This window comes from Sorangium sp. So ce375 (genome assembly GCF_051473855.1).
Classification (GTDB): Bacteria; Myxococcota_A; Polyangia; order Polyangiales; family Polyangiaceae; genus Sorangium.
On the sequence record NZ_CP150335.1, the window covers coordinates 4110448 to 4134515 of the forward strand.

At 72.1% G+C, this 24068-nt stretch carries 16 protein-coding genes; 8 read left to right on the forward strand and 8 right to left on the reverse strand.

The window, feature by feature from the left end; all coding sequences use genetic code 11:
- The first annotated feature begins 142 nt into the window (after positions 1-142).
- Genes ndk through dapE form a run of 4 tightly spaced genes read left to right on the forward strand, consistent with a single transcriptional unit; the run spans position 143 to position 3494 of the window.
- A complete protein-coding gene (gene ndk / locus WME90_RS15365; protein WP_437281862.1) occupies positions 143-577 on the forward strand; it encodes a nucleoside-diphosphate kinase in 435 nt (144 codons plus the stop codon).
- Positions 577-1470 carry a hypothetical protein gene (locus WME90_RS15370; protein WP_437281863.1) on the forward strand — a complete coding sequence of 298 codons (894 nt, stop codon included), beginning with the start codon at positions 577-579 and terminating at the stop codon, positions 1468-1470. Before ndk ends, WME90_RS15370 begins: the two co-directional genes overlap by 1 nt.
- Before the next feature lie 42 nt (positions 1471-1512).
- Positions 1513-2388, forward strand: a complete 876-nt coding sequence (locus WME90_RS15375; RefSeq protein ID WP_437281864.1) for a 2,3,4,5-tetrahydropyridine-2,6-dicarboxylate N-succinyltransferase — start codon at positions 1513-1515, stop codon at positions 2386-2388.
- On the forward strand, positions 2385-3494 hold the full coding sequence (gene dapE, locus WME90_RS15380; RefSeq protein WP_437281865.1) for a succinyl-diaminopimelate desuccinylase: 1110 nt from the start codon (positions 2385-2387) through the stop codon (positions 3492-3494). Before WME90_RS15375 ends, dapE begins: the two co-directional genes overlap by 4 nt.
- A 62-nt stretch (positions 3495-3556) precedes the next feature.
- On the opposite strand, the gene WME90_RS15385 is transcribed toward dapE, so the two are convergent.
- From WME90_RS15385 to WME90_RS15395, 3 genes are all read right to left on the reverse strand, one after another.
- On the reverse strand, positions 3557-4246 hold the full coding sequence (locus tag WME90_RS15385) for a sensor histidine kinase (RefSeq protein ID WP_437281866.1): 690 nt from the start codon (positions 4244-4246) through the stop codon (positions 3557-3559).
- A gap of 525 nt (positions 4247-4771) precedes the next feature.
- A complete protein-coding gene (locus WME90_RS15390) occupies positions 4772-5200 on the reverse strand; it encodes a response regulator (RefSeq protein WP_437281867.1) in 429 nt (142 codons plus the stop codon).
- Positions 5201-5425: 225 nt separating this feature from the next.
- Positions 5426-5890, reverse strand: a complete 465-nt coding sequence (locus WME90_RS15395; RefSeq protein WP_437281868.1) for a response regulator — start codon at positions 5888-5890, stop codon at positions 5426-5428.
- Between the two features lie 353 nt (positions 5891-6243).
- Between WME90_RS15395 and WME90_RS15400 the strand changes: the two genes are divergently transcribed.
- Positions 6244-7086, forward strand: coding sequence for a sensor histidine kinase (locus tag WME90_RS15400; protein ID WP_437281869.1), 843 nt, complete (start codon positions 6244-6246; stop codon positions 7084-7086).
- Positions 7087-7205: 119 nt separating this feature from the next.
- Positions 7206-11423, forward strand: a complete 4218-nt coding sequence (locus tag WME90_RS15405; protein ID WP_437281870.1) for a hypothetical protein — start codon at positions 7206-7208, stop codon at positions 11421-11423.
- 227 nt (positions 11424-11650) lie between these two features.
- Here the strand turns inward: WME90_RS15405 and WME90_RS15410 are convergent, their stop codons facing one another.
- A complete protein-coding gene (locus WME90_RS15410) occupies positions 11651-13687 on the reverse strand; it encodes a DsbA family protein (protein WP_437281871.1) in 2037 nt (678 codons plus the stop codon).
- A gap of 414 nt (positions 13688-14101) precedes the next feature.
- Positions 14102-14596, reverse strand: a complete 495-nt coding sequence (locus WME90_RS15415) for a hypothetical protein (protein WP_437281872.1) — start codon at positions 14594-14596, stop codon at positions 14102-14104.
- A 288-nt stretch (positions 14597-14884) separates the two neighbouring features.
- Between WME90_RS15415 and WME90_RS15420 the strand changes: the two genes are divergently transcribed.
- Positions 14885-17770, forward strand: coding sequence for a protein kinase domain-containing protein (locus WME90_RS15420; protein ID WP_437281873.1), 2886 nt, complete (start codon positions 14885-14887; stop codon positions 17768-17770).
- Positions 17771-17835: 65 nt separating this feature from the next.
- Entirely contained in the window at positions 17836-19350 is a 1515-nt protein-coding gene (locus tag WME90_RS15425) for an MATE family efflux transporter (protein WP_437281874.1), read from the forward strand.
- 10 nt (positions 19351-19360) lie between these two features.
- Here WME90_RS15425 and WME90_RS15430 read toward each other — a convergent pair whose 3' ends face one another.
- The 3 genes from WME90_RS15430 to WME90_RS15440 are packed head-to-tail and all read right to left on the reverse strand — an operon-like array spanning position 19361 to position 23896.
- Positions 19361-21430 (reverse strand): bifunctional aldolase/short-chain dehydrogenase, encoded by a 2070-nt coding sequence (locus WME90_RS15430; RefSeq protein WP_437281875.1) that lies wholly within the window; start codon positions 21428-21430, stop codon positions 19361-19363.
- 46 nt (positions 21431-21476) lie between these two features.
- The gene (gene ahcY, locus WME90_RS15435; protein ID WP_437281876.1) at positions 21477-22793 is read right to left on the reverse strand and encodes an adenosylhomocysteinase; all 1317 of its coding nucleotides are present in this window, start codon (positions 22791-22793) and stop codon (positions 21477-21479) included.
- The gene (locus WME90_RS15440; protein WP_437281877.1) at positions 22790-23896 is read right to left on the reverse strand and encodes an ArsR/SmtB family transcription factor; all 1107 of its coding nucleotides are present in this window, start codon (positions 23894-23896) and stop codon (positions 22790-22792) included. Before WME90_RS15440 ends, ahcY begins: the two co-directional genes overlap by 4 nt.
- Between the last annotated feature and the right edge of the window lie 172 nt (positions 23897-24068).

The window sequence follows — 24068 nt, forward strand, 5'->3', positions numbered from 1 at the left end:
AGCGGGAGCGGCGCGACGGGGCGGACGGCGACGGCGGAATCGCGGCCGTGCGGAGGGCCGTGCAGCGAGGCGGGCGGCGGCCTCCGGGGACGGAATCCGTAGTGCTTGCAACGCTCTGCGTTTTCGCCTAACTGGCCCGCCCATGGCCCTCGAGCGAACCCTCTCAATCGTCAAACCTGATGCGATGGAAAAGAACACGGCTGGCGCGATCGTCGCCCGCCTCGAGCAGGAGGGCTTCACGGTCAAAGCGATGAAGCGCATCCACCTCTCCCGCGCGGAGGCCGAGGGCTTCTACGCGGAGCACCGAGGACGCGGCTTCTTCGACGAGCTCGTGACGTTCATGTCGCGCAGCCCCATCCTGGTGATGGCGCTCGAGCGCGAGGACGCGGTCGCGAAGTACCGCGAGGTCATCGGCGCGACGGACCCGGCCAAGGCGGCGCCGGGGACGATCCGCAAGCTCTACGGGGCGAACGTGGGCGAGAACGCGGTCCACGGGTCCGACAAGACGGCGACCGCCGCGCGGGAGATCGCCTACTTCTTCGCTGGTTACGAGGTCGCTCCGAGCGCGACGGCCTGATGCTCGGCGAGCGGCTCGCGGCTGCGCTCGGCGCGGCGCGGGACGGCGCGGCGGGCATCGAGAGCTTCGCGCACCTGCTCGGCTCGCGTCGCGTCGGGCCGCGCGGGGTCGCGCTCGCGCTGCCGGAGGTGTGCGAGGGGTGTGTGGCGCTCGTCGCTGCCCTCGACAGCCTCTCCGCGGCGGTCCGCGACGGCTTCGTCGAGACAGACACCGCCGCCGCGGCCGACGCCGCGGCGGCCGACGCGGCGTGCGCGCTCCTCGGCCACGCAGGGGTCGAGGTCGCGCGCCTCACGGAGGAGCTGTCCCGCGCCGCGTCGGGCGCCTCGCCGGCGCGCGGCGCCGGGCGCGGTCGCGGGGATCGCGGCGGCGCCGATCGCGGCATCGACGCGCGGCAGCGCCTCGCGCTCGAGGCGTCGGTGCGCAGGACGGCCCGGGAGCTGAGCGGCGCGCTGCGCCTGTCCGAGCTCGTGATAGCGACCCTCGAGCTGCGCCCCACGCCGCTCGATCTCATCGACGTGCTCCGCAACTGGAGCGCCTCCCCGGCCGAGGGGCGGCCCGTCGTCGGCATCTCGATCGCCGCCTCCGACGGCCGCGCCAACGAGGTGGAGGGCGACGTGCGCGCCGTGAGCGGGCTCATGGAGCTCGCGGTCGGTATGGTCAGCGCCGCGGGCGTCGCGAGCCCTCACCTCACCGTATCCCGCCTCTCGGACGGGCGCTCGATGGTGCGCATCGCCGAGCGCGGCCCGCGTGAGGGCGCGCCTGCCGTCGCCCTCGACGTGACGCTGCGCGACGGAGGCGAGCGGGCGGCCGCCGTGGCGCGCGTCGTCGCGCGCCGCGCGCGCATCGAGCTCGTCGAGGGGACGGGCGGCCGCGTCGTCACCATGACGTTCTGAGGCCGGTGCCGGTGCTGGCGCGGCCGTGCTAAAGGCGGCGCCATGGCCACCGAAGAATCCATGAAGTCCCTTGTTGAGGCGGCGTTCCGTGATCGCGAGCTCTTGCGCTCGCCCGCGCACGAGGCCGCGGTCCTCCGCACGATCGAGTGCCTCGATCAAGGCCTGCTCCGCGTCGCCGAGCCCGACAAGAGCCCGCAGGCGGGCGGCGAAGGCGCGGCGTCCACGGGCGAGGGCGCGCCGCACAGGTGGGTGACGCACGCGTGGATCAAGGAGGCGATCCTGCTCTACTTCTCGCTCCGCAGCATGAGCGTGATGGAGGCCGGCCCCTTCGAGTTCCACGACAAGATCCCGCTCAAGCGCGGGCTCGACAAGGCGGGCGTGCGCGTCGTCCCGCCGGGGACGGTGCGCTACGGTGCGTTCCTCGAGCAGGGCGCGATCGTCATGCCCGGCTACGTGAACATCGGCGCGTGGGTCGGCTCTGGATCGATGGTCGACACGTGGGCCACGGTCGGGAGCTGCGCGCAGATCGGGCGAGGCGTGCACCTCGCCGGGGGCGTCGGCATCGGCGGGGTGCTCGAGCCGCCGGGAGCCCGGCCGGTGATCATCGAGGACGGCGTCTTCGTGGGCTCCCGCGTGATCGTCGTGGAGGGCGTCGTGGTCGAGGAGGAGGCGGTGCTCGGCGCCGGCGTGGTGCTCACCGCGTCGACGGCGATCCTCGACGTCACGGGGCCGGAGGTCGTCGAGTACCGCGGCCGGGTGCCCGCGCGCAGCGTGGTGATCCCGGGCACGCGGCCGAAGCGCTTCCCCGCAGGGGAGTTCTCGATCCCGTGCGCGCTCATCATCGGCAAGCGGAGCGAGGCGACGGACCGCAAGGTGTCGCTGAACGCGGCGCTGCGAGACTTCGCGGTGCCGGTGTGAGCGCGCGCTCCGACGCCGACGCGGCGGCCGCGGTCGCGGCCGATCTTGCGGACACGCTGCTCTGGCTGTGCTCTGTCCCGTCGCCCACGGGCGAAGAGCAGGAGCTGTGCTGCGCGGTGGCGGAGCGGCTCGGGCGGGCTCGGCTCGCCGCGCCGGTGCGCCGCCACGGCGACTCCCTCGTCGTGCAGGTGACGCAGGGCACGGGCGGCCCGAAGATCGCGCTGGCCGGGCACCTCGACGTGGTGCGCACCTCGCACGACGGGCCGCCGCGGATCGAGGGGGATCGCCTCTACGGCCCCGGAGCGAGCGACATGAAATCGGGTCTCGCGCTGATGCTCGACCTCGCCGAGGGCGAGCGGGAGGCGATCGCGGGCGTCGATCTGACGCTCGTGTTCTACGCGCGGGAGGAGGGCCCGTACCTGGAGAACGAGCTCGCGCTTGTCATCGAGCGCGAGCCGGAGCTCCGCGCGCTCGATCTCGCGGTGTGCCTCGAGCCGAGCGACAACCGGCTGAGCCTCGGCGCGAGCGGGTCGCTCCACGCGGGGCTGACGTTCCGCGGGCGGACGGCGCACAGCGCGCGGCCGTGGCAGGGCGAGAACGCCATCTACAAGGCGGGCCCGCTCCTGGTCGAGCTGGCCGCGCTCGCCCCGCGCGAGGTCGAGATCGACGGCTTCGTCTACCGCGCCGTGACCACGGCGACGATGGCGCAGGGAGGGCGCGGGCGGAACGTCGTCCCGGACGAGTTCACGATGAACCTGAACCACCGCTTCTCGCCTGGGACATCGATCCCGGAGGCGCAGCGGACCATCGAGGCGCTCGTGGACGGCCGCGCCGAGATCGTCTGGCGCGATCTCAGTCCCTCGGCGCTGCCGCACGCGTCGCACCCGCTCGTCGTCGCGCTCCGCGAGGCTGGCGTCGCCGCGGTCGAGCCGAAGCAGGCGTGGACCGACGTGGCCCGCTTCGCAGAGCTCGGCGTGCCCGCGGTCAATTTCGGCCCTGGAGAGAACGCTCAGGCGCACCAGCGCAACGAGTGGTCTTCGCTGGGAAAGCTGTCGGAGGGTCGCGCGATCCTCCGCCGCTGGCTGTCGGCGCTCGGATCGGCCTGACGGCGCGCGCCCACCCGCTGCGCGCGCTCCGTGTCAGGGGCGCGCCGCAGGGCGCATGCCGTTCAGGTGGCTGTGCGCACCGAGAGCCCGGCGGTGGGGATGGTGAAGAAGAACGTGCTGCCCTGGCCGGGCGAGCTCTCGACCCAGATCGTGCCGCCGTGGGCCTCCACGATGCCCTTGGTGACGAACGCCGCGAGCCCCATCCCTTGTCCCATGGGGCGGCGAGCGGGCGCGTGGCGTGCGAAGAGCAGCGGTTGCTGATCCGGGGAGATGCCAGGGCCGGTGTCGGAGATCGAGAATCGCGCGTCGGTGCCGGACGGCTCGGCGCGCACCGTGATGCGCCCGCCCTTCGGCGTGAAGCGCATGGCGTTGCCGAGCAGGGTGGCGATGACCTGGACGATGCGCTCCCGATCGCACGCGATCGGCGGCAGCTCGTGCGGCATCTCCTTTGCGATCTCGAGCGGCTTCAGCGCGACCGTGGGCGCGACGAGCTCGATCGCTCTGTCGAGGATCGGCTCGACCTCGTGCGCGCCCTTGCCGACCTTCAGCGAGCCGTTCTCGATGCTCATGGCGTCGACGAGGTCCTGCGCGAGCTGGTTGATCTCGTCTGCCGCGCGGGTGATCGCCTCGAGCTGCCGCCTGCCCGGGCCCTCTTGAGGGATCGAGCGCATGAGCATGCGGGCGCTCACCACGATCACGCTCAGCGAGTTCCTGAGGTCGTGAGAGATGGTGGATACGGTCTCGCGGAGCATGCGCTCCGCCGTCTCCGCACGACGCTCCAGGCGCTGGCACTGCTCTTCGAGCCGCTCGCGCTTGACCGCGTCGCCTCTATCGCTTCTATCGCCTCTAGCGGCGTGCCGCTCCGCGTCCGCCTTCGATCGCCTCGGCGCCCTGGCGCGCAGGGTCGCCGGTCCCGCGGATCGAGGCCCGTTCGCCGAAGCAGACTTCGAGCCCCGCTTCGGAGCGCGCATGGGCGCTGCTGGGGCGCGCCCGCGGAGCGTGCGGCCGTGCGCTGTCTCCGCGCCGTCCGTCGCGTTTTTCCCGGCTTTTTTTCTCGTCACCCCCGCCATCCTTCTCCCCTCTGCCTCTCAAGCGATCAGTTAGCCAGAAAGACCGCACCGAGAATAGTCAGGTGGTGCCGCAGTCAAGTCCTGGCAGCGCGGGAGCGCACGTGCGCTATTCGCGGTCTCGCGGAGCGCGCGCGTCTCGCGGATCTCGCGGGCTCGTGCGCGCTGTGCAGGTTTCGCCGGTTCCCTGGAGAGCGGATTCGCGGTGCGTCAGGGCGCGCTGTCCGGCTGCGGCGACGCGCTGCCGCGCGACAGGAGGCGGCGAATCTCGAGCACGAGCGTGTCCGGCAGACACGGCTTCGTCAGGAAGGCGTCGCACCCCGCGTCCTTCGCCTCGCGCGAGTGCCCCGCGAGCGTGTGACCCGTGAGGGCGACGATGGGGATCCGCATGGTGCGAGGATCGCTCTTGAGATGGCGCGTCGCTTCCCAGCCGTCGATCTCGGGCAGCGAGAGGTCCATCAGGATGAGGTCCGGGATCAGCTCGAAGGCGCGATCGAGCGCCTCGCGCCCCGTCGCCGCCTCGGCCACGCGGAACCCGGAGAAGGACAAGTACTCCGCGAACATCTCCCGGTTGTCCTGGAAGTCGTCCACGACCAGGACGAGCGGCGAGACCGCGTTGTCATCACACTTCACTTCCATCCCAGTGAACCTTTCCATTCCTCGGCGCACCGCGCCGCCCGATCGTGAGCGGCTCCGGCAGTCGTTCGGCCGGCCTCTCTAAGGAGGTCATGTAGGGGGGCGATCCGCTCGGGTCACGCGATGTTTGTATACCTGATTGCCGGCACGATGCCGGGCATTTCCCCTCCTGTGCAGGGGTTATCCTGCATTTGTCCTGTAGGGGTCTCAGGTGGCTCCTGACGTTCCCTAGGTGGGTCCGTAGGGTCGGCGGACGCCGACGATCTCGTTGAGCAAGCGAGCGGCGCTGTCCCAGTCGACCGGCTTCACGAGCACGCCGTCGAAGGCCGAGGCGTTGAGGGCGGCGCGGGCCTCGAGATCGCGCCGGCCAGTGCACGCGAAGATGGCCACGTGCTGGGTCGCCGGATCGGCGCGCAGCGCCTCGGCGACGACGAAGCCGTCGATCCCGGGCATCCGCAGATCACACAGGATCACATCCGGCACGTCCTGCGTCGCGAGGAACACGCCGCGCAACCCGCCGGCCGCCCGCTCTACCAGGAAGCCGTGCGCAGCGAGCGCCGCCTCCGCCATGACGAGGAAATCGGGATCATCATCGACGATGAGGACCCGGCGCCGCCGCTCGATCACGAGCGTATCCTCGTCGCCCTGCTCGTCGTGATGCTCGGTGAACTCTCTGCGCTCTGCCTCGGACATGCTCCCCCGCTCGCGGCTCGGCTGACAGCGCTCCCCAGGTGCTCGGCTTCGATGCGCGGATGCACGGAAGCATGGACCATCGAAGGAGAGTGACGAAGAGCAACGACCTCCCGCCGGCGTTTCTGGAAAGGTCCCCCCGCGCTGGTGGAGGCGGAACCTGAACCCCACGTACACCTTGTGCCCAGGTCGCTTATCCGCAACCATCAACTGTCCAGCGCAGATGGGGGGTCTCTGCGCGGCTCACCCCCAGCATCCGGCGACCGCTGTTTCGGGGCAGCCCCGACGACAGTTGGCTTGCTCGTCTGATGCTCGAGGTCCGCGCTGCTGCATATTCGGAGCAGGCGTTTATGTGGATGGATGACGAGTTCTTCGCGCGTGTGGGCCACGATCTACGGGGCGAGCTGGCGACCATGCTGGCGGGGGTCCACTATCTCCTGCGTTACCAGAAAGACCTCGCGGCGGCGCCGCGGGACATGCTGGAGCGGGTGCGCGGCGCGGGCGAGCGGCTGAAGCGGCTGCTCGACGAGTTCGACAACTCCATCTGGCTCCGCGCGGACGCGAGCCGTCCCATGGCGATCACCTCGTGCGACGCGGGCGAGCTCGTCCGTCGCGCGGCGGCGCACCTCGAGGAGGCGGCCGCCGCGCGGGGCGTGCGCATCTCCTTGGACACCGAGCCCGACGGGGGCTCCACCGTGGAGGGGGATGCGGAGCTGCTCCGTGTGGCGCTCGAGTACGTGCTCGGCTTCGCCATCCTGCGCTCGCGCGATCGCCCCGTGCAGATCCGCGTCTCGAGCGCTGGCGGCGGGGCGGTGGTGACCGTCATCGACGAGGCGGGCCCTGTCGCACCGGAGCCGCTCGCCCGGCTGCTCGAGCCGTTCGGCGAACGGGCGGCGATCCCCGCCGACCCGGTCGCGCCGCGCCGCCGGGAGCGGCTGGGACTCGGGCTGGCGATCGCGCATGGCATCCTTGCCGCGCACGGGGGCGGGCTGACCGTGGAGCCGTCGTCCGAGCGCGCGGACGGCGGCACGAAGGAGCCGGTCGCGGAGCTCTCGGTGACCGGGCTGCGCTTCATCTGCTCTCTCGGCGGCATTCGACGGGGCTCTCCCACCGGCTCACCCGAGACACAGGGGCGCTCCGGCTCGCCCGAGACGCAGGGTCGCAGCCGCGCGGCAAGCGCGAGCGGCGATGACGAATGAAGTTCTGCCCAGGCGCGCAACGCGCGGATCGTGTCCGATGAAGACTTCGTCTAGGATGGACGGGGTCGCACGTCGCGAGCGTGCTCCAACTTCCACCGCCCACCGATGAATGCGCCTCGATGCCGACGCTGAGCTCTCTCCTCGTGCAGCATGGGGTTACTTCGATGCGGGTGGTCGAGGAGGCGATCGCCCGCCAGGTGCTCCACGGCGGTGATCTCGCCACAAATGTGCTGGAGCTGGGAGCGGTGCACGAGCGGGAGCTCACGGCGCTGCTCGCGGAGAGCCTCGGGCTCCCGCCCGCCGTGGGTCGATTGCGGCCTGCGTCGCCCGAGGTGCTCCGGACGATCCCGGTCGATGTTGCGGTCCAGCACCGCGTGTTCCCCCTCGACGTGCGCGCAGGCCTCGACGCGGCGGCGACGGGGGCCCTGCAGCGGGAGGCGACGCTCGTCATCGCGACGGCCGAGCCGCTCGCGGTGGCCGTGGCGGAGGAGCTGAGCTTCGCGCTGGGGGTCAATTTGCGGCAGCTCGCCGCGCCGCTGGTGCGCATCCGCCAGGCGCTCGCCGAGCACTACGGGGTCGCCCTCGAGCGGCGGTTGTCGCGGCTCGTGAAGCAGCTCGACGCGCGCGCCGAGCCGAGCCCGAACGAGTCGACCGCGTCGGGCGCCGCGGTCGCGCCGGGGGCGTCGCCGCCGCCGGCCTCACCCGCTGGCGCCGACGCGGCTCCACGCGCAGCGGTCGACGTCGCCTCGCCCGCGCAGATCGGCGCCGCCCCTCCAGCCGACGGCGTCGCGGATCCATCGGCCGAGATCGCCGGGGCGTCGCCCCCTGCCGCCGATGCGACCTCGCCGGCAGGCGTCGACGCCCCGGCGCCTCCAGGGGTCCACGCGGCTTCACCGGCCAGCGTCGAGGATCCCGACGATGCTGTTGAGACCCAGCAGAAGCGATCCAGCATCGAGGATGCTCCGACGGTGGAGTCGCTGACCTCGATCTACGATGAAGACACGGTCGTCGCGGAGGTCGCGCTCAACGAGGCGGTGCCCACGCCGAGGAAGCCGCCGCTCCACGAGATGGATGACGAGCCGACGGTCGTCGCTGCGTACCCGCTCGATCTGTCCTCGCTCCGCTATCCCGAGGCGCACTCGCCTCGGGTCGAGGTGGTCGCCTCCCACCGCGCCGACGTAGCGCCGCAGCGCGATCGCGCCGTTGCGGCGCAAGCCTGGGGCGACCTCGCCGCGCCGGATCCCGGCGCGGAGGCCGCGCATCCCGGCGAGGTGGCTGCGTCGCAGGAAGAGCCCGCGAACGAGCCGGCAGCGCCGACGCCGCGCCCCGAGCAGCTCGCACCGCGCCTCGCTTCGTTCGCGACATCGGAGGCGGTGCACACGTCGCCGCCCGTGGAAGCCCCGGCGCCGCCCGAGGAAACCCCGGCGCCGGCCCCGGCAGCGGCGGCCTCGCCGGAGCCGGCGCCATCCGGCGTGCGTTCGCCGGTGCCAGGCACGCAGCTGCTGAAGGGCTGGTTGAAGCGGGCCTCTGCTGCGCACCGTCCTCAGCAAGAGACACCTCCGCGGCCCGCCGTGGCGCTCCACCGTGAGCCCGGCGCATCCGCACCCGCGGAGCCAGCTCCCGCGCCGTCGGCACCCGCGGATCCGGCACCGGCGCCGTCGGCACCCGCGGCGCCGGCTCCTGCAGCGTCGGTACCCGCGGCGCCGGCCCATGCGGGTCCTCCGGCGGAGCGACATGAGCTCTCGGCGAGCTCACCGGCGGCGAAGGTCTCGAAGCGCGAAGCGGGGCGGTCGGCGCCGGCTGCGCAGAGGCGCAAGGGCCCCTTCACGCTGGCCATGGCCGAGCAGGCGCTCGCCGCCGTCGGATCGAGCGAGGAGGTGCTCGCGGTCCTCTTCGACTTCGCTCAGCAGTACTTCGAGTACACGGTCCTGTTCACGGTGCACGGCGAGCGCGCTGAAGGCCGCAACGCTTCAGGTCCAGGCGCCGAGCGTGAGCGCGTCGCGAAGATCGCCGTGCCCTTCGAGCGTCCGAGCGCCCTCGCCAGGGCGCGCGCGCTCCGCGCGCCGCTCGTCACCGCCCTCGCCGGCAGCGCACCAGACGCCGAGCTCCAGCGCGAGCTCGGCAGGAAGGTGCACGCGGCTGCCGTGGCGGTCGTCCCGATCGTCGTGCGCGGCCGCGCGGTAGCGCTCATCTACGGTGACGACGGCGCCACCTCGGTCGAGCTCTCCAACATCGGCGATCTCATCGCGCTCGCCGGCATCGCGGCGACGGTGTTGGAGCGGCTCATCCTGCGGAAGAAGCTGAACCGCAGCGGCGGAGCCCAGCAGAGCGACGGCCCGGCGCCTCATGATGCCGCCACGCCTCCGCTCAAGGCGTCCGCGCCGCTGCATCCCGCCACCGCACCGTCGCAGGGCGCCGCTGCGCCGTCGCAGGGCGCCGCTGCGCCGTCGCAGGGCGCCGCTGCGCCGTCGCAAGGGGCCGCTGCGCCGTCGCAAGGGGCCGCTGCGCCGTCGCAGGGCGCCGCTGCGCCGTCGCAGCACACCGCTGCGCCGTCGCAGGACGCCGCGGCGCCGATGGACGAGCAGGTTACGGATGGACCGCTCTCACTGCGCACACGCGCTGCGCTCATGGAGCTGAGCAGCATGGTCCGCGCGGAGGTGCACGGCTCAGACGTCGCCGCGGGAGCCCAGCTGCCTGCCGCGGACGCCGATCGCGACGTAAGAGAGCCCCCGCTCGCCGACGCCTCGGATGTCGCGCCGCACGCCGTGCGGACGCAGGGCGGCTGGTCCACAGAGGACGGCGGTTCGGGGATCGATGCCGTCGCGCGGGCATTTGGCCTGCGCGGCACGGGCGTGGAGGCTGAGCCCGTGCCGTCGGACGAAGGTGTGGCGCACGCGATGGCTTTCAGCTCGACCATCCCGCCAGCCCCGACGCCGCACACACAGAACCTCGGCACGGATCCGCAGTTCCGGCTGGGCCTCCAGGAGGACGTGGACGTCGTGTCGGGCACGGCGGTTACGGCGCCGATGATGCCGGCGGTCACGCCGCCGATGATGCCGGCGGTCAAGGCGCCGATGATGCCGGCGGCCACGCCGCCGCCAGCGCCGATCGCCCCGTCGACGTCGGCGATCATCGACGAGATCCCCGACCTCGAGATCCCCGCGTCGCCAGCCCTCTCGACGTCTGAGGATCTCGATCTCGGTGAGCCGGAAGAGGCGCGGACGAAGCGGTACTCACGGCCTCCGTGGATGCTCGACAGCTCGATCACGCCGGGCGCCGAAGAGCAACGGGAGCTCGGACCGGCGCCGGCCGTCGGTCGCCCCTCCTGGCGCCGCCGCACGCCTGTCGCCGTCGAGACCTCCGCGGCGTACGCGAGGCCCCCGTCCGAGCGGCGCGCTGCGGTCTCGTCGTCGCCGGCTGGCGACCTGCGCGCGGAGTACACCTCGCTCCTGCAGCACGTCCTCGCGGGCGGTGAGGCAGGCGCGAGGGCGTTCGCCGAACTCGTGCGCAACGGCGAGACGGCGATCTCCATCGTCGCCGCGCGCTTCCCCGGTCCGCTCCGGGTCGATCGCCAGCGCTTCCGCGAGCAGCTCTCCGGTCCGGAGGGCGCGGCGATCGTCGCCGCGGCGCCCCCGGCCTCCCAGTGCGGACCGCTGCTCGAGCTCATCGTCGCGATCCGGCGCCCGGCGCTTCCCTTCATGACGGTGCGGAGCGCCTCGCCCGATCCCGAGGTGCGCCTGTGGGCCACGCACGTGCTGGGCGAGCTGCCGTACCCGGAGGCCGCCAACGCGCTGCTCCCGCGGCTGTTCGACGACAGCATCGCCGTGCGGCGGATCGCGATCCAGTCGGCCGCCTCGCTGATCGCGGTGCCGCTCGCGGGCGGGCCGATCCTGCAGGGGCTCGATCACATCGCGCGCGATCGCGAGGAATCGCCCACCCGGCGGCTCGCGGCCATCGAGACGATGACCGAGATCCGCTCCGGAGCCAGCGTGCCGGCGCTCATGAGCGCGCTCACCGACCCTCACGAGGCGATCGTCGAGGCGGCGACGCGGGCGCTGGTCGTCATCACGCGGGACGATCACGGACGCGACGCGCGCAGGTGGCTGTCGTGGTGGTCGAGGAACGGCGAGCGCCATCGCATCGAGTGGATCATCGACGCGCTCACGCACGAGAAGCCCGCCATCCGCCGCGCGGCGATCGACGAGCTGAAGGGCATCACCAAGGAGTATTTCGGCTACTACGAGGACCTGCCGCGGCAGGAGCGGGAGGCCGCCCAGGAGCGCTACCGCGCGTGGTGGATCTCCGAGGGGCGCTCGCGGTTCCGCACCACCGGCTGATGCCGTAGCCACGGAGCAGGTCCCGGCGCGAGGCCGCGGCTCGCGGCGCCGCTTCCCGTGGGAGCGGCGCGCGCACGGCTCACGGACAGAGGGCGCGCAGAGGGAGGTCCACCGGATCCCGCGTCGTGCAGGGAGGCGGGCGGCTCATCCGCTCAGCGGGAGCCGCCCGTCGGGTGGGGCGCGTAGGGAGGGTCAGGGGGAGGGGAGAGAGCGAACCGCGCTGCGGCTCACTTGGGGGCGGCGGGGGCGGCGGCCGGCTGCGCGGCGGGCGCCGGCCTCTTGACGGCGTCGACCTTCACCCCGGCGGGCGCGGTCTCGCCGGCCTCCTTCATGGCCTTGTCGATGAGCTTCTTGAACTTCGAGAACGGCTGCGCGCCGCTGATGAAGTAGCCGTTCACGACGAACGCCGGCGTCCCGCTGATGCCCGCCTTGTCCGCGACGGCGCCCTCGGAGTCCACGAACGCCTTGTGGGTGCTCGCGTCGAGCGCCTTCTTGAACTTCGTCATGTCGAGGCCCTGCTCCTCGGCGTACTTCTCGAGCGAGGCGCGCGAGAGGCCGTCCGGCTGCCCCTGATTCGCGAAGAGCGTCTCGTGGTACGCCCAGAACCCGGCGTTGCCCTTCTGCGCGTACGCCTCTTGCGCGGCCTCGGACGCGAGCGGCGCGTTCTTGTGCATCGGCAGCGGCCGGTGGCGCCACACGATCTTCAGCTTGTCGCCGTAGGTCTTCGAGATCTGGGAGACCGTGTCCTCGACGCGCTTGCAGAACGGGCACTCGAAGTCCGAGAAGACCTGCATCACGACCTTGGCCTTCTCGCCGCCCTTCCACGGGCTGTTCGGCGCCGGCGCGGAGATCTCCTTGCGCTCGGGCGGCGGCGGCTCCTTGCCGTCCTTGATGATCTCCGCGTAGAGGTCCTTGGCGGCGACGCCCTTGGCGAGCAGCCCCTCGGACTTCTTGATCTCCTCGTCGATGATCGACTTGAACTTGTCGATCGGCTGCGCGCCGACGAGCCGGCGGCCGTTGATGAAGAAGTGCGGGGTCCCGGACGCCTGCAGGTCGTCCGCGAGCTCCTGATCGGCGGCGATGGACGCGCCGTGCTTCTTGGTGGCGATCGCGGCCTTCACCTTCTCGACGTCGAGCCCGAGCTCCTTGGCGTAGCCGAGCAGGTCCTCGTCGTTGAGCTTCTGCTGGTTCTTCCAGAGCAGCTCGTACGCATCCCAGAAGCCCTTGTCGCCCTTCTGCGCGCGGGCCTCCATCGCGAGCTCAGCCGCGGGCTCGGCGCGCTGGTGGAACGGGAGCGGGTTGTTCTTCCAGACGAACCGGACCTTGTCCCCGTAGGTCTTGAGGATCTCGTCCAAGGTCGGGACGACCTTGCTGCAGAAGGGGCACTGGAAGTCGGACCACTCGACGATGGTGACCAGCGCGGTGGCCGGGCCCTTCGCCGGCGCTTCGCCGACGGGCACCTTCCAGATGGTCTTGTCGTCCTCCTGCGGGCGCTCGCGGTCCTTCTGGGGCGGCGCCTTCGCCTTATTTTCCGCGGCGAGCTTCGCGTACACCTTGTCGGGCTTGGTCCCCGCGGCGACCGCCGCCTGCGCGGCCTTGAGCTGCTCGTCGATGACGGAGGTGAACTTGTCGATCGGCTGAGCGCCGCTCAGGAACACGCCGTTGATGATCGAGGCGGGCGTGCCGGTGACGCCCGAGGTCTTGCCGACCGCCATGTCGGCGTCGATCTTGGCCATGAACTCCTGCCGATCGAACGCCGCCTTGAACTTCGCCCTGTCGACGCCGGCGTCGCCGGCCCACTTCTCGAAGTTCTCGGGCGAGAGGCTCTTCTGGTTCTGGAAGGCGAGCTCGTGGAACTTCCAGAACGCCTTCGAGCCGCCGAGGCGGAACACGGTCTCGGCCGCGAGCGCCGCCGGGCGCGCGTTCTTGTGGAAGGGGAGCGGGTTGTTCTTCCAGAGGATGCGCAGCTTCTCGGGGCCGTACTTCTCCTTGAGCTGGTTGATCGTCGTCTCGACCTTGCTGCAGAACGGACACTCGAAGTCGCTGAAGACGACCATCGTCACCGGCGCCGCCCGCGTGCCCCACATGGGGTCCTTCGACGACACCGGGACCGCCGCGTCCTCGTCGGTCCACGGCTGACCGTCGTCGGCGCTCACGATCACGTCATGTCCGCGCGAGCCGGCGCTCCGATCGATGCTCCACATCAGCCCCATCCCTGCGATGAAGCAGAGAAGAAAGCCGACGATGGCTGTTCCCTTGTTCATGATGTTTCCTCTCTCAACGTGGTGGGGCTCCGCCAGGCGGGCCCCTCCTTCAACGCGGGCGCGACACCGGGTGCAGCGCCCGCGACAAGATCGCCAATCGTTAGCTCCCGGGGCGGCGAGCCACCCCGGGCCGAGGGAGCCGCCGCCGCGCGTGCGCGCGGCGCAGCCCCCGGAGGAGCGCCAGGGCCGCTCTCGACCCCAGCGCGCCGGCGCCTGCGCCAGGCCTCGATCGCGGACGGCTCGTCGCCCTGGGGAGGGCGAGCCTGCGCGACGTGGGCCCGGACCAGCGCCCAGAGGGCTCGGGTCAGACCGGCAAGCGCTCCGGATCGCGCGACAGCCCACCGCCGCGCCGGGAGCGGCGGTCTCCGAGAGACCGCGCGGCGCGATCGCGTGTGGGCTGCCGGCGAGCTCGCCTCATCGAGGCGGGTGGTAGACGCCTTGCTCGACGCCGGGACGCGGCCCGCCGGAGGTCACGGCGAACGAGGAGAGCGCGACGGGCGCGCACGGGGCAGGGAGGACGAGCTCCGGAAGGAGGAGCGCCTGCTGGGGAGCGCTGGAGAGCTCGCTCACAGCGCCGGAATGGCGCGAGTTCGGCCCGACCATCGGCCCGCCATCGCTCCCGGCGCATCCAGGCGCCGCGTCGATCCGGGCGTCGGTGATCGGGAGCATGCGGGGCGGCGCGACCGAGGAAGCGCCGCGGGGATCGCAGATGGGCGCGTCCCTCGTCTCGCCGGTCGCGTCGTCGACGCTGGTCAGGACGGTGCATGACGGCTCGTCCGGCGGGGCGACGATCGTCATCAGGTCGTCCTCGCACACCGGGACGATCACAGCGCGCGCTGTCAGCGGGAAGACCAGCGCCAACGCGAACGTCAGCACGGTCATCAGGCGCTGGACAGCGTGTCGCGACATCCCTGGCAAGGATTAGCCGAGGCGTGCAAGGAGAGCAATGGCCCGCGTCCCGCGGGAACGCGGCACTTCTGGGCCTCCAGGACGGATCCCGACGCTTCTCCAGGGTACCGTCCGAGGACGCGACTTGTCGACAGGGTGTGGATAACCCTGTGGATAAACTGGAGAGCCCCTGTGTCGAACCGGTGCATCAGGCGAACCGCGTCAGCAGGAGCGCGGCCGGTTTCCGCGTCGCGCAGCGACCCTGCTCGAATTTGGCCCACCTTGTCCTACATCCGGTAGGTTCGCTTCATGGCGAACTCCTCCGCGACCGTGCCTCGCCCGGTTCTTCCGCCCTCGCACGAGCCCAACAAGAGCGGCTTCGCTGCGGACGATGTTCCCCGGCCGCTCGGCCGCTACGTGCTCCTGCGGCGCATCGCCCGGGGAGGCATGGGGGAGGTGTTCCTCGCGTCCACGACCGGCCTCGAGGGGGCGGAGCGCCCGGTCGTCGTGAAGATCATCCGCCGCGAGCACGCGTCCGACCCGAGCTACATCGCTCGCTTCCTGGACGAGGCGCGGGTGCAGGCGCAGCTCCAGCACTCCGGCGTCGCGCAGGTCATCGAGGCGGACGTCGACCCGGCGACCGGGGAGCCGTACGCGGTGGTCGAGCACGTCGAGGGCCGGAGCCTCGGGGAGGTCCGGGCCCGCGCGGTGCAGCTCGGGCATCGCTTCGACTGGGCGGAGGCCGTCGCGATCGCGACGATGATCGCCGAGGCGCTCGCCCACGTGCACGAGCGCCGGGACCCGTCGGGCGCCGCGCTCGCCATCGTCCACCGCGATCTGTCGCCGCAGAACGTGATGCTCGGCTTCGCTGGCGACGTGAAGATCATCGATTTCGGCACCGCCCGCGGGCAGAACCGACGCTGCCACACCGTCGCGGGCGTCGTCTTCGCGAAGCCGGGTTACGTCGCGCCGGAGGTCGCCAACGGAGACCCGGGCGACGCGCGGGTCGATCTCTATGCGCTCGGGATCATGCTCTGGGAGCTGTGCGCGGGGCGCCGGTTCCTCCAGGGCGACGCGCAAACGCACATGGCCGCGGTCGCGCGCAACCAGAACGACCCGCCGCCGATCGCTCTGTCGCTGGGGGCTCCGCCGGCGCTCGACGACGCCATCGGACGGCTCACGGCCTTCGACAGGGACGCCCGCTACCCGTCGAGCCGCGCCGCGGCGCGCGACCTCGCCGCGCTCCTCGGGGCCGCGGTCGCCCTGCCCGGCGGCGAGCGCGGCGTGCGCGCTCGGGCCGCGCACCTCATGCAGCGCCTGTTCCCTGGCGAGCCGGGGCGCTCGCGCGGCGAGTTCGCGGCCCTCGTCTCCGCCGCGAAGGCCCACCGCGCCACCGCGGTGACGCCGGTGAGCCCGCGCGCGGAAGCGATGGCCTCCGCCGAGCGCGTGGATGACGGCACGCTGCCGGGGACGCGCTACCGGCTGCTGCGCGAGATCGGGACGGGCGCGAGCAGCACCGTCCACGAGGCCGAGCACGTCGATCTCGGGCGCCGCGTGGCGCTGAAGGTCGTCTCCGCGGAGCACTCCGCGACCGACGTGATCGCGAGCCGCTTCCGCCGCGAGGCGCGCGTCCTCTCGCGCCTCTCCCACGAGCACCTCGTGAAGGTCCACGATTTCGGCATGGCCGCCGATGGCCGCCTGTTCTGCGCCATGGACCTCCTCGAGGGCGAGACGCTCGACGCCGTGCTCGTCCGCGGCGGCGCGGTCGACTGGAGGGACGCGCTCGCGATGGCCGCGAAGGTGCTGAGCGCGCTCGAGCTCGCGCACGCCGAGGGGCTCGTGCATCGCGACATCAAGCCCGAGAACCTGTTCCTGACGCGCCCGTGCGGCGCCGAGGGGGCGCTCTCCCTCGCGGATGCGGGCCTGAAGCTGCTCGATTTCGGGCTCGCGAAGCGCCTCTCCGACGCGCGCGGCGAGGCCCGCGCCGTCGCGGACGAGACGGGCGCCGGCGAAGGGCCGGCCCGAGCCGCGGTCGCGATCGTCGGGACGCCCGAGTACATGGCCCCCGAGCAGGCCGCGTCGGGGCGCATCGACGGGCGCGCCGATCTGTATGCGCTCGGCTGCGTCCTCTACGAGATGCTCACCGGGCGCCTGCCGTTCGTCGAGCAGAGCCTCGTCGCGCTGATCGACGCGAAGATCAAGGGCAGCCCCGAGCGCCTCTGCGAGCGCGCGCCGACCCGGCAGATCCCGCCCTTCGTCGATGATCTGGTGATGCGCGCGCTGGCCCGCCATCCGAGCGTCCGCTTCCAGAGCGCCGCCGAGATGCGAAAGGCGATCCTGGACGCGCTGGGCAAGCCCGCTCGCGCGCGCACCCGCCGCCGCGCGCTGGGGTTCGCCGCGGTGGCCGCCGCGATGACGCTCGCGGGCGTGCTCGTCGTCGGCAAGGGGCGCGAGATCGCGGCCCGCGTCCCCACCGTCGCTGCGCTCCTCAACGAGAGCGCCGCGGGCGAGGCGGTGCCGTCGTCGGGCGACACCGCGCAGCCCGATGCGCCGGGCGCGACGGCAGCGGCCCCGGAGGCGCCGTCGGTCACCGCGGAAGCGCCAGCAGCAGCGCCGGAGGCGCCGGCGCTCGCGGCAGCCGCCGCACCGATGCCGGCGGGAGACACGCTCGCGGCGGCCGAAGGCACGCCGGCGTCCGCGGCGGCTGCCAACCCCGCAGCGCTCGCGGCCGCCCTGGCGCCGGCGCTCGGCGCGGCGGGGCAGGGGACCACCACGCCCTCGTCCCTCGCTGCCGCGCCCGCTGCCGGATCCGATCCGGCAGCGCCCCGAGCGGGAGCCGCGCTGCCCGGGGCGGTCGTGCCGCCTGCGCAGGCCGCCGTCGTGAAGAGCGACGCGGCGAAGCCGGCCGCGAGGGACGAGGCCGCCCGTCGCGGCCCGGCGGTGGCCGCGCGTGCGTCGGCGACGAAGGCCGACAAGCCTGCAGCACGCGGCGCGAAGGATCGCGCCTCCCGCGAGGTCGCGAAGCGCGACCCGAAGGCGCGCGAACGCTCGTCCTCGTCTGCGGCGCGCGAGTCGGCCGCGGCGACACCCGCTCGTGGCGAGGCTGACACGGCGGAGAAAGAAGCGCACGAGGATCGCAGCGAAGCGAAGCGGCGCCGTCACAAGCGGCGGTCCCGGGTCGCGAAAGCCGAGTAGCCGCGCGCCACGCGGCGCATTTCGCTCGCGCATAGGCTGCGGCGTTGTATACCGCGCAGCCTGCGATGGCTCAGATCGCCCTGTCCGCGCCGGGTTCGAACGCCGTTACTTCGGGCCCTCCCCATCGCGCCATCCTGCGGCTCGCGCTGCCGACCGTGGCGGCGATGCTCACCCAGAGCATCGTCAACGAGGTCGACATCGTCTTCTTCGCGCACCTGCCGTGCCCCGAGTCCTCGAACGCGCAGGCGGCGCTCCTGCCGTCGCTCATCGTCCTGTGGCTGTTCGGCGGCTCGCTCAGCGCGATCTCGGTCGGCACGCAGGCGTTCACGGCGCGCCGCTTCGCGGAGAATCGCCCCGCGGACGCGGGCGCGGTCCTCGCGAACGCCCTGTTCTTCTCGATCGTCGCCGGCGTCGTGTTCTCCGCGATCGGGTACTTGACGATGCCGTACATCCTGTCCGTCATCATCAAGGTGCCGGACGCGCGGCAGGCGGCGCTCGACTACCTCGGCTGGCGCCTGCTCGGTGTGACGTCGATGGCGGCGACGTTCGCGCTGAAGGCGTTCTTCGACGGGATCGGCAAGACGCACATCCACCTGGTCTCGGCCCTCGCGATGAACGGGCTGAACATCGTGCTCTGCATCCTGCTCATCTTCGGCAACGCCTCGCTCGGCATCCCGAAGTACGGCATCGCCGGCGCGGGCATGGCCGGCTTCATCTCGACCTACGTCGGCCTCGCGATCATGCTCGCGTACGCGCTCCTGCCGACGTACCGGCGCCACTACCGCCCGTTCGCCACGAGCAAGCTCTCGGCCCCGCTCGTCTGGTCCATCCTCAGGCTGTCCATCCCGAGCGCCATCGCGACCGTCGCGATCATGACGGGCTTCGCCCTCTTCTACGCGATCGCCAGCAAGCTCGACCAGGTCGCTCCGGCGGGCGTGGTCTCGCCGCTCTGTCCCGGCGGCCGCGCGGAGCCGGTCTACGGCGCCGCGACCACGGTGATCGTCGGGATCCTGAAGCTCACGTTCACCGCCTGCCTCGCCTTCGGCACGTCGACGGCGACGCTGGTCGCGCAGTCGCTCGGCGAGAAGGACGGCGACAAGGCCGCGCGCTTCGGCTGGACCAGCGTCCGGCTGGGGCTCCTGATCTTCGGGATCGTCGGCCTGCTCGAGGCGATCTTCGCCCGGCAGATCCTCGCGTTCGTCAGCAGCAGCGAGCTCGTCCAGGCCGCGGCGCTCCGGCCGCTCCAGGTGATGGGCATCTGCACGCCGCTCGTCGCGGTCGGCATGATCCTGACGCAGGCGCTGTTCGGCGCGGGCAACACGCTGTTCGTGATGGTCGTGGAGCTCATCCTGCACTTCACCTGCCTCGTCCCGCTGGCGTGGCTGCTCGGCATCACGCTCGGCTTCGGCCTGATGGGCATCTGGGGCGCCGGCGTCGCTTACGTGGTCCTCCTCGCCGCGACCATGGTGTGGAAGTTCCGCTCGGGGGACTGGAAGAAGATCCGGCTCGACGCCCACAAGCCCCTCGACGGATCCATGCTCGGCGGGGGAAGCGGCGGGCCGAGCGCGCAGGAGCTCTGACCCGGCCCGCTCAGCGGGGGAAAGCGGCGGCGTTCCCGCCGTCGACGGTCACGACGCAGCCCGTCGTGGCCTCGGCGGTCGCGAGGTAGAGGAACGCCTGCGCCACGTCGGCCGCGGTGGTCTCGCGCCGGAGCAGGTTGTCGCGGAAGTAGTCGTCGACAGAGACGTTGCGGGCGCGGGCGCGCGCCTCCAGCAAGCCGGCGCCGAAGAGCGCGGTGCGGATCCGGTCGGCGTTCACGGCGTTGGCCCGGATGCCCTGGGGGCCGAGGTCGACGGCGTACTGGCGCATGAGCGAGACGAGCGCGGCCTTGGCGACGCCGTAGGGGCCGAAATCGGGCCCCTGGTTGAACGCGCTCTTCGACGCGTTGAACAGGATCGCGCCGCCCGAGCCCTGCGCGAGCAGCACCCGCGCCGCCGCGCGGGCGACGTTCTGGTGGCCGAGCAGGTTCAGCTCGAGCGACGCGCACAGCGCCTCGTGCCCCTCGGAGGTGTGGAGGGAGCCCGAGAACGCGCGGCCGGCGTTCGAGACGACGACGTCGACGCCGCCGAAGTGCGCCGCGCTCTGCGAGAACGCGCGGTTCACGCTCGCCTCGCTGCGCACGTCGCAGGCGACCTTCAGGCAGCGGCCGCGATGGCGGCCCCCGAGCTCGGCGGCGGCCTTCTCGAGCGACTCCTCGTCGCGATCGGCCAGCACCACGTGCGCCCCCGCGGCGAGGAACGCCGCCGCGGTCGCGTGGCCGATCCCCGACGCGGCGCCGGTGACCAGCGCGATCCGCCGATCGAGCGGGCCCCTCTGGCCTGCGCCGAGCTTCAGCTTCGCCTGCTCGAGGCTCCAGTACTCCATGTCGAAGAGGTCGAGCTCCGGGACCGGCTGGTACCCGCCGAGCGCCTCGGCGGCCTCGATCACGGACACGGTGTGATCGTAGACATCCGCGACGATCTCCGCCTCGGCGCGCGATCCGCCGACGCACAGCGCGCCCACCCCGGGGAACAGCAGCACCCGCGGGAACGGATCGAGCTCGTCGCGGACGACGCCCCGCGCCGCGCAGGAGCGGCGGAAGTACTCGTGGTACTCGGCCGTGTACCTCGCGATCGCCTGCTCGACCGTCGCTCGGAAGCGCGCCGTGTCGCCGATCTCGTGGCAGTCGATGACGAGCGGCCGCGCCTTGGTGCGGATGACGTGATCCGGGGTAGCGCACCCGATCTGTGAGACCCTGGCCAGATCGTCGCGCGCGCAGAACGCGAGCAGGTCGAGGCCGGTGCGGAGCGTGCAGACCCACGGGCGCCCCGACGCGCGGGCGAGCGCGCCGCGGACGACCGGCCCGATGGCGGCGCGGACGTCGGGGTCCGTCGCGACCGTGGGGTGCGAGACGATCGCGCTGCGCTCGACGATGTAGCGCTCGGCGCGCGTCACGGCGTCGATCATGCGCGTGTAGCTCTCCTCGGCGCTCTCTCCCCACGTGAAGATGCCGTGTTTGTCGAGGATCATCACCGACGGGAGCGCCCCTTCCGCAAGGCGTTCCCGGACGATCTCGGCGACGCGGCGGGCGAGCGCGAAGCCTGGCATCACATACGGCACGAAGAGCGCGTCGCCCCCGTAGATCGCCTGGACGACCTCGGCCGAGCCGGGCTGATCGATGACCGAGAGCACCGCGTCCGCGTGCGTGTGATCGACGAACTTCGCGGGGATGATCGCGTGCAGCAGCGCCTCGACCGACGGCGTCGGGCTCGCCGGATCCAGCATCTGGCCGCGCAGGAGCGCGACCATCTGCTCGTCGGTCATCGCCTCGAGCTCGCACGCGCGCTGGAGCGGCGCGAGGCGGCACGCCGGGAAGCCGCGCGGCTCGATGGTCGCGAGGTCCCACCCGCTGCCCTTGATGAAGAGGACGTCGACGCGATCGCCGAGCAGGTCGACGGCCGTGCTCTTGACGCTCGTGTTCCCGCCCCCGTGGAGGACGAGCGACGGATCGGCGCCGAGCAGGCGGGAGGTGTAGACGCGGAGGGCGAGATCCTCGCCCCAGGCGGGGGCGTAGGTGTCGAGGGTGCGCTGGGCTTCGTCCTTGCTGTGGCGAGGATCCATCGATCGGCCGCCTACCCCAGCGGCGGAGGCGCCGAAAGCCCGCCGCTCAGTAGCGGTAGTTCTCGGCCTTGAAGGGGCCCTCGGCGGGGACGCCCAGGTATTTCGCCTGCTGCGTCGTGAGCTGCGTCAGCTCGACCCCGAGCTTCGGCAAGTGCAGCGCGGCGACCTTCTCGTCGAGCTTCTTCGGCAGCAGGTGGACGCCGACCGTGTGCTTCTCCGTCCACAGGGCGATCTGCGCGAGCACCTGGTTGGAGAACGAGGTCGACATCACGAACGACGGGTGGCCTGTGGCGCACCCGAGGTTCACGAGCCGGCCGCGCGCCAGGACGATCAGCCGCTTGCCGTCCGGGAAGATGAAGTGATCGACCTGCGGCTTGATGTTCTCCTCTTTGATCTCCGGGTTCTTCTCGAGCCACGCGATCTGGATCTCCGAGTCGAAGTGCCCGATGTTGCAGAGGATCGCCTCGTCCTTCATCGCGAGCATGTGCTCGGCCCGGACGACGTCTTCGCAGCCGGTCGCCGTGACGAAGATGTCGCCGATCGGCGCGACGGTCTCGAGGCGCTTCACCTCGTAGCCCTCCATCGCCGCCTGCAGCGCGCAGATCGGGTCGATCTCGGTGACGATCACGCGCGCCCCCAGGCCGCGCAGCGACTGCGCGCACCCCTTGCCGACGTCGCCGTAGCCGCACACGACGGCGACCTTGCCCGCGAACATCACGTCCGTGGCCCGCTTGATGCCGTCGCCCAGCGACTCGCGGCAACCGTAGAGGTTGTCGAACTTGCTCTTCGTCACCGAGTCGTTGACGTTGATCGCGGGCACCTTCAGCTTGCCGGCGCGGTGCATCTCGTAGAGCCGGTGCACGCCGGTCGTCGTCTCCTCCGAGAGCCCGCGGATCGGGTCGGCGCCGGCGAAGAGCTCCGGGTGCTTCTCGTGGGCGACGATCGTGAGATCACCGCCGTCGTCGAGGATCATGTTGGGCCCCTTGCCGCCCTTGAAGGCGTAGAGCTGCTGCTCGATGCACCAGTCGTACTCCTCGAGGGTCTCGCCCTTCCAGGCGAAGACCGGGATGCCGGCCGCCGCGATCGCCGCCGCCGCGTGGTCCTGCGTCGAGTAGATGTTGCAGCTCGTCCAGGTGACCTCCGCGCCGAGGGCCACCAGCGTCTCGATCAGCACCGCGGTCTGGATCGTCATGTGGAGGCAGCCGGCGACGCGCGCGCCCTTGAGCGGCTGCGTCGCGCCGTACTCCGCCCTGAGCGCCATCAGGCCGGGCATCTCCTTCTCGGCGATGCGGATCTCCTTGCGACCCCAGTCGGCGAGCGTGATGTCGGCGACCTTGTACGAGAGCTTCTTCTCAGCAGTCATGGTGTCCCTTTGCCTTTTTCGGTGAATGCGCTTGTGCGCGCGCCGCGCCAGCCGACGAGCAGCTGCCAAACCAGGTGTCGATCCGGGCCTTCGCCCTGCCAGGCGGACGGCATGCGCCGGAGCGCGATGCCCGAGAGCCCGGCCTCCTCGGCGAGGCCCCGGAGGTCGCCCGGCGAGAAGCCGAGCCAGATGTCCGCCTCCTGCTCCCGCAGGGCCTGATCGTGGTGCGCCTCGTAATCGAGCACGCACACCGCGCCTCCGCGGGCGTGCGCGCCTTCGCCGAGCCCGGGCGCCGCCGGGCGCGCGAGCTCGACGAGCGCGCGCATCGCCTTCGCCGGCTGCGGCGCGTGGTGGAGCACGCGCGCCGCGAAGACAACGTCGGCGCCCCCGGACAGGGCCTCACCGGCCTCCGGAGGATCGACGCCGAGCGCGCGCGCCACGGCCTGGATCACCTCCGGCCCGTCGATCTCGCCGCACACAAGCTCGACGTTCTCGAGGCTGCGCCGCCGCAGCCGCTCCCCGGCGAGCTGCAGCTGCGCGCTCGCGCGATCGAGCGCGACGACGCGATCGAAGATGGGCGACAGCACCTCGAGCAGCGCCCCGTCGCCGGTGCCTGCGTCGACCGCCAGCCGCCTATGGGGCAGGAGCGGCGCGAGCGCGGCGAGGTAGGCGGCGAGCTCGGACGGTGGCCCTGGGCGCAGCGGCCGCCCGCCCCGCGCGAAGAACTCGCGCGTCTCGGCGTCACGCGCGGCGAGCACCTCCTCGATGCGCGCGAGCGTCCCGTCCGCCGCGCACGCGCGCTGGCCCGCGCGCACCGCGTCGTCGACCACGGGGTCGGTCGTTGCGCGCGGGTCCAGGCGGAGCAGCGTCCACGTCCCCTGGCGCCGGGCGAGCAGGAGCCCCGCCTCGCGGAGCGCGGCCGCGTGGCGCGAGATCTTCGGCTGGCCCTCGCGGAGCAGCTCGGCCAGCTCGCCGACCGCGAGCTCCTCCGCCGCGGCCAGGCCGAGGAGCCGCACCCGCACCGGATCCGACAGGAGCCGGTACAGCTCGCACCGCGCGACCGCCTCCTCCGGTTGAGCCGGCGTCTCCGCAACCGTGACCACGGCTTTATATATGTATGAATGCGCATAGACGCAAATACAATCGTCGTGGCCGCTGCGCGCTCCGCTCCCTGAAAGACCGGCTGGCATGGGTGGGATCGGTCACCCGACCCACGCCGCCCAGCGCCTCAGGGGCTCCGGTGCGGCGAGCAGCCGTAGTCAGCCTCGCGTGCGG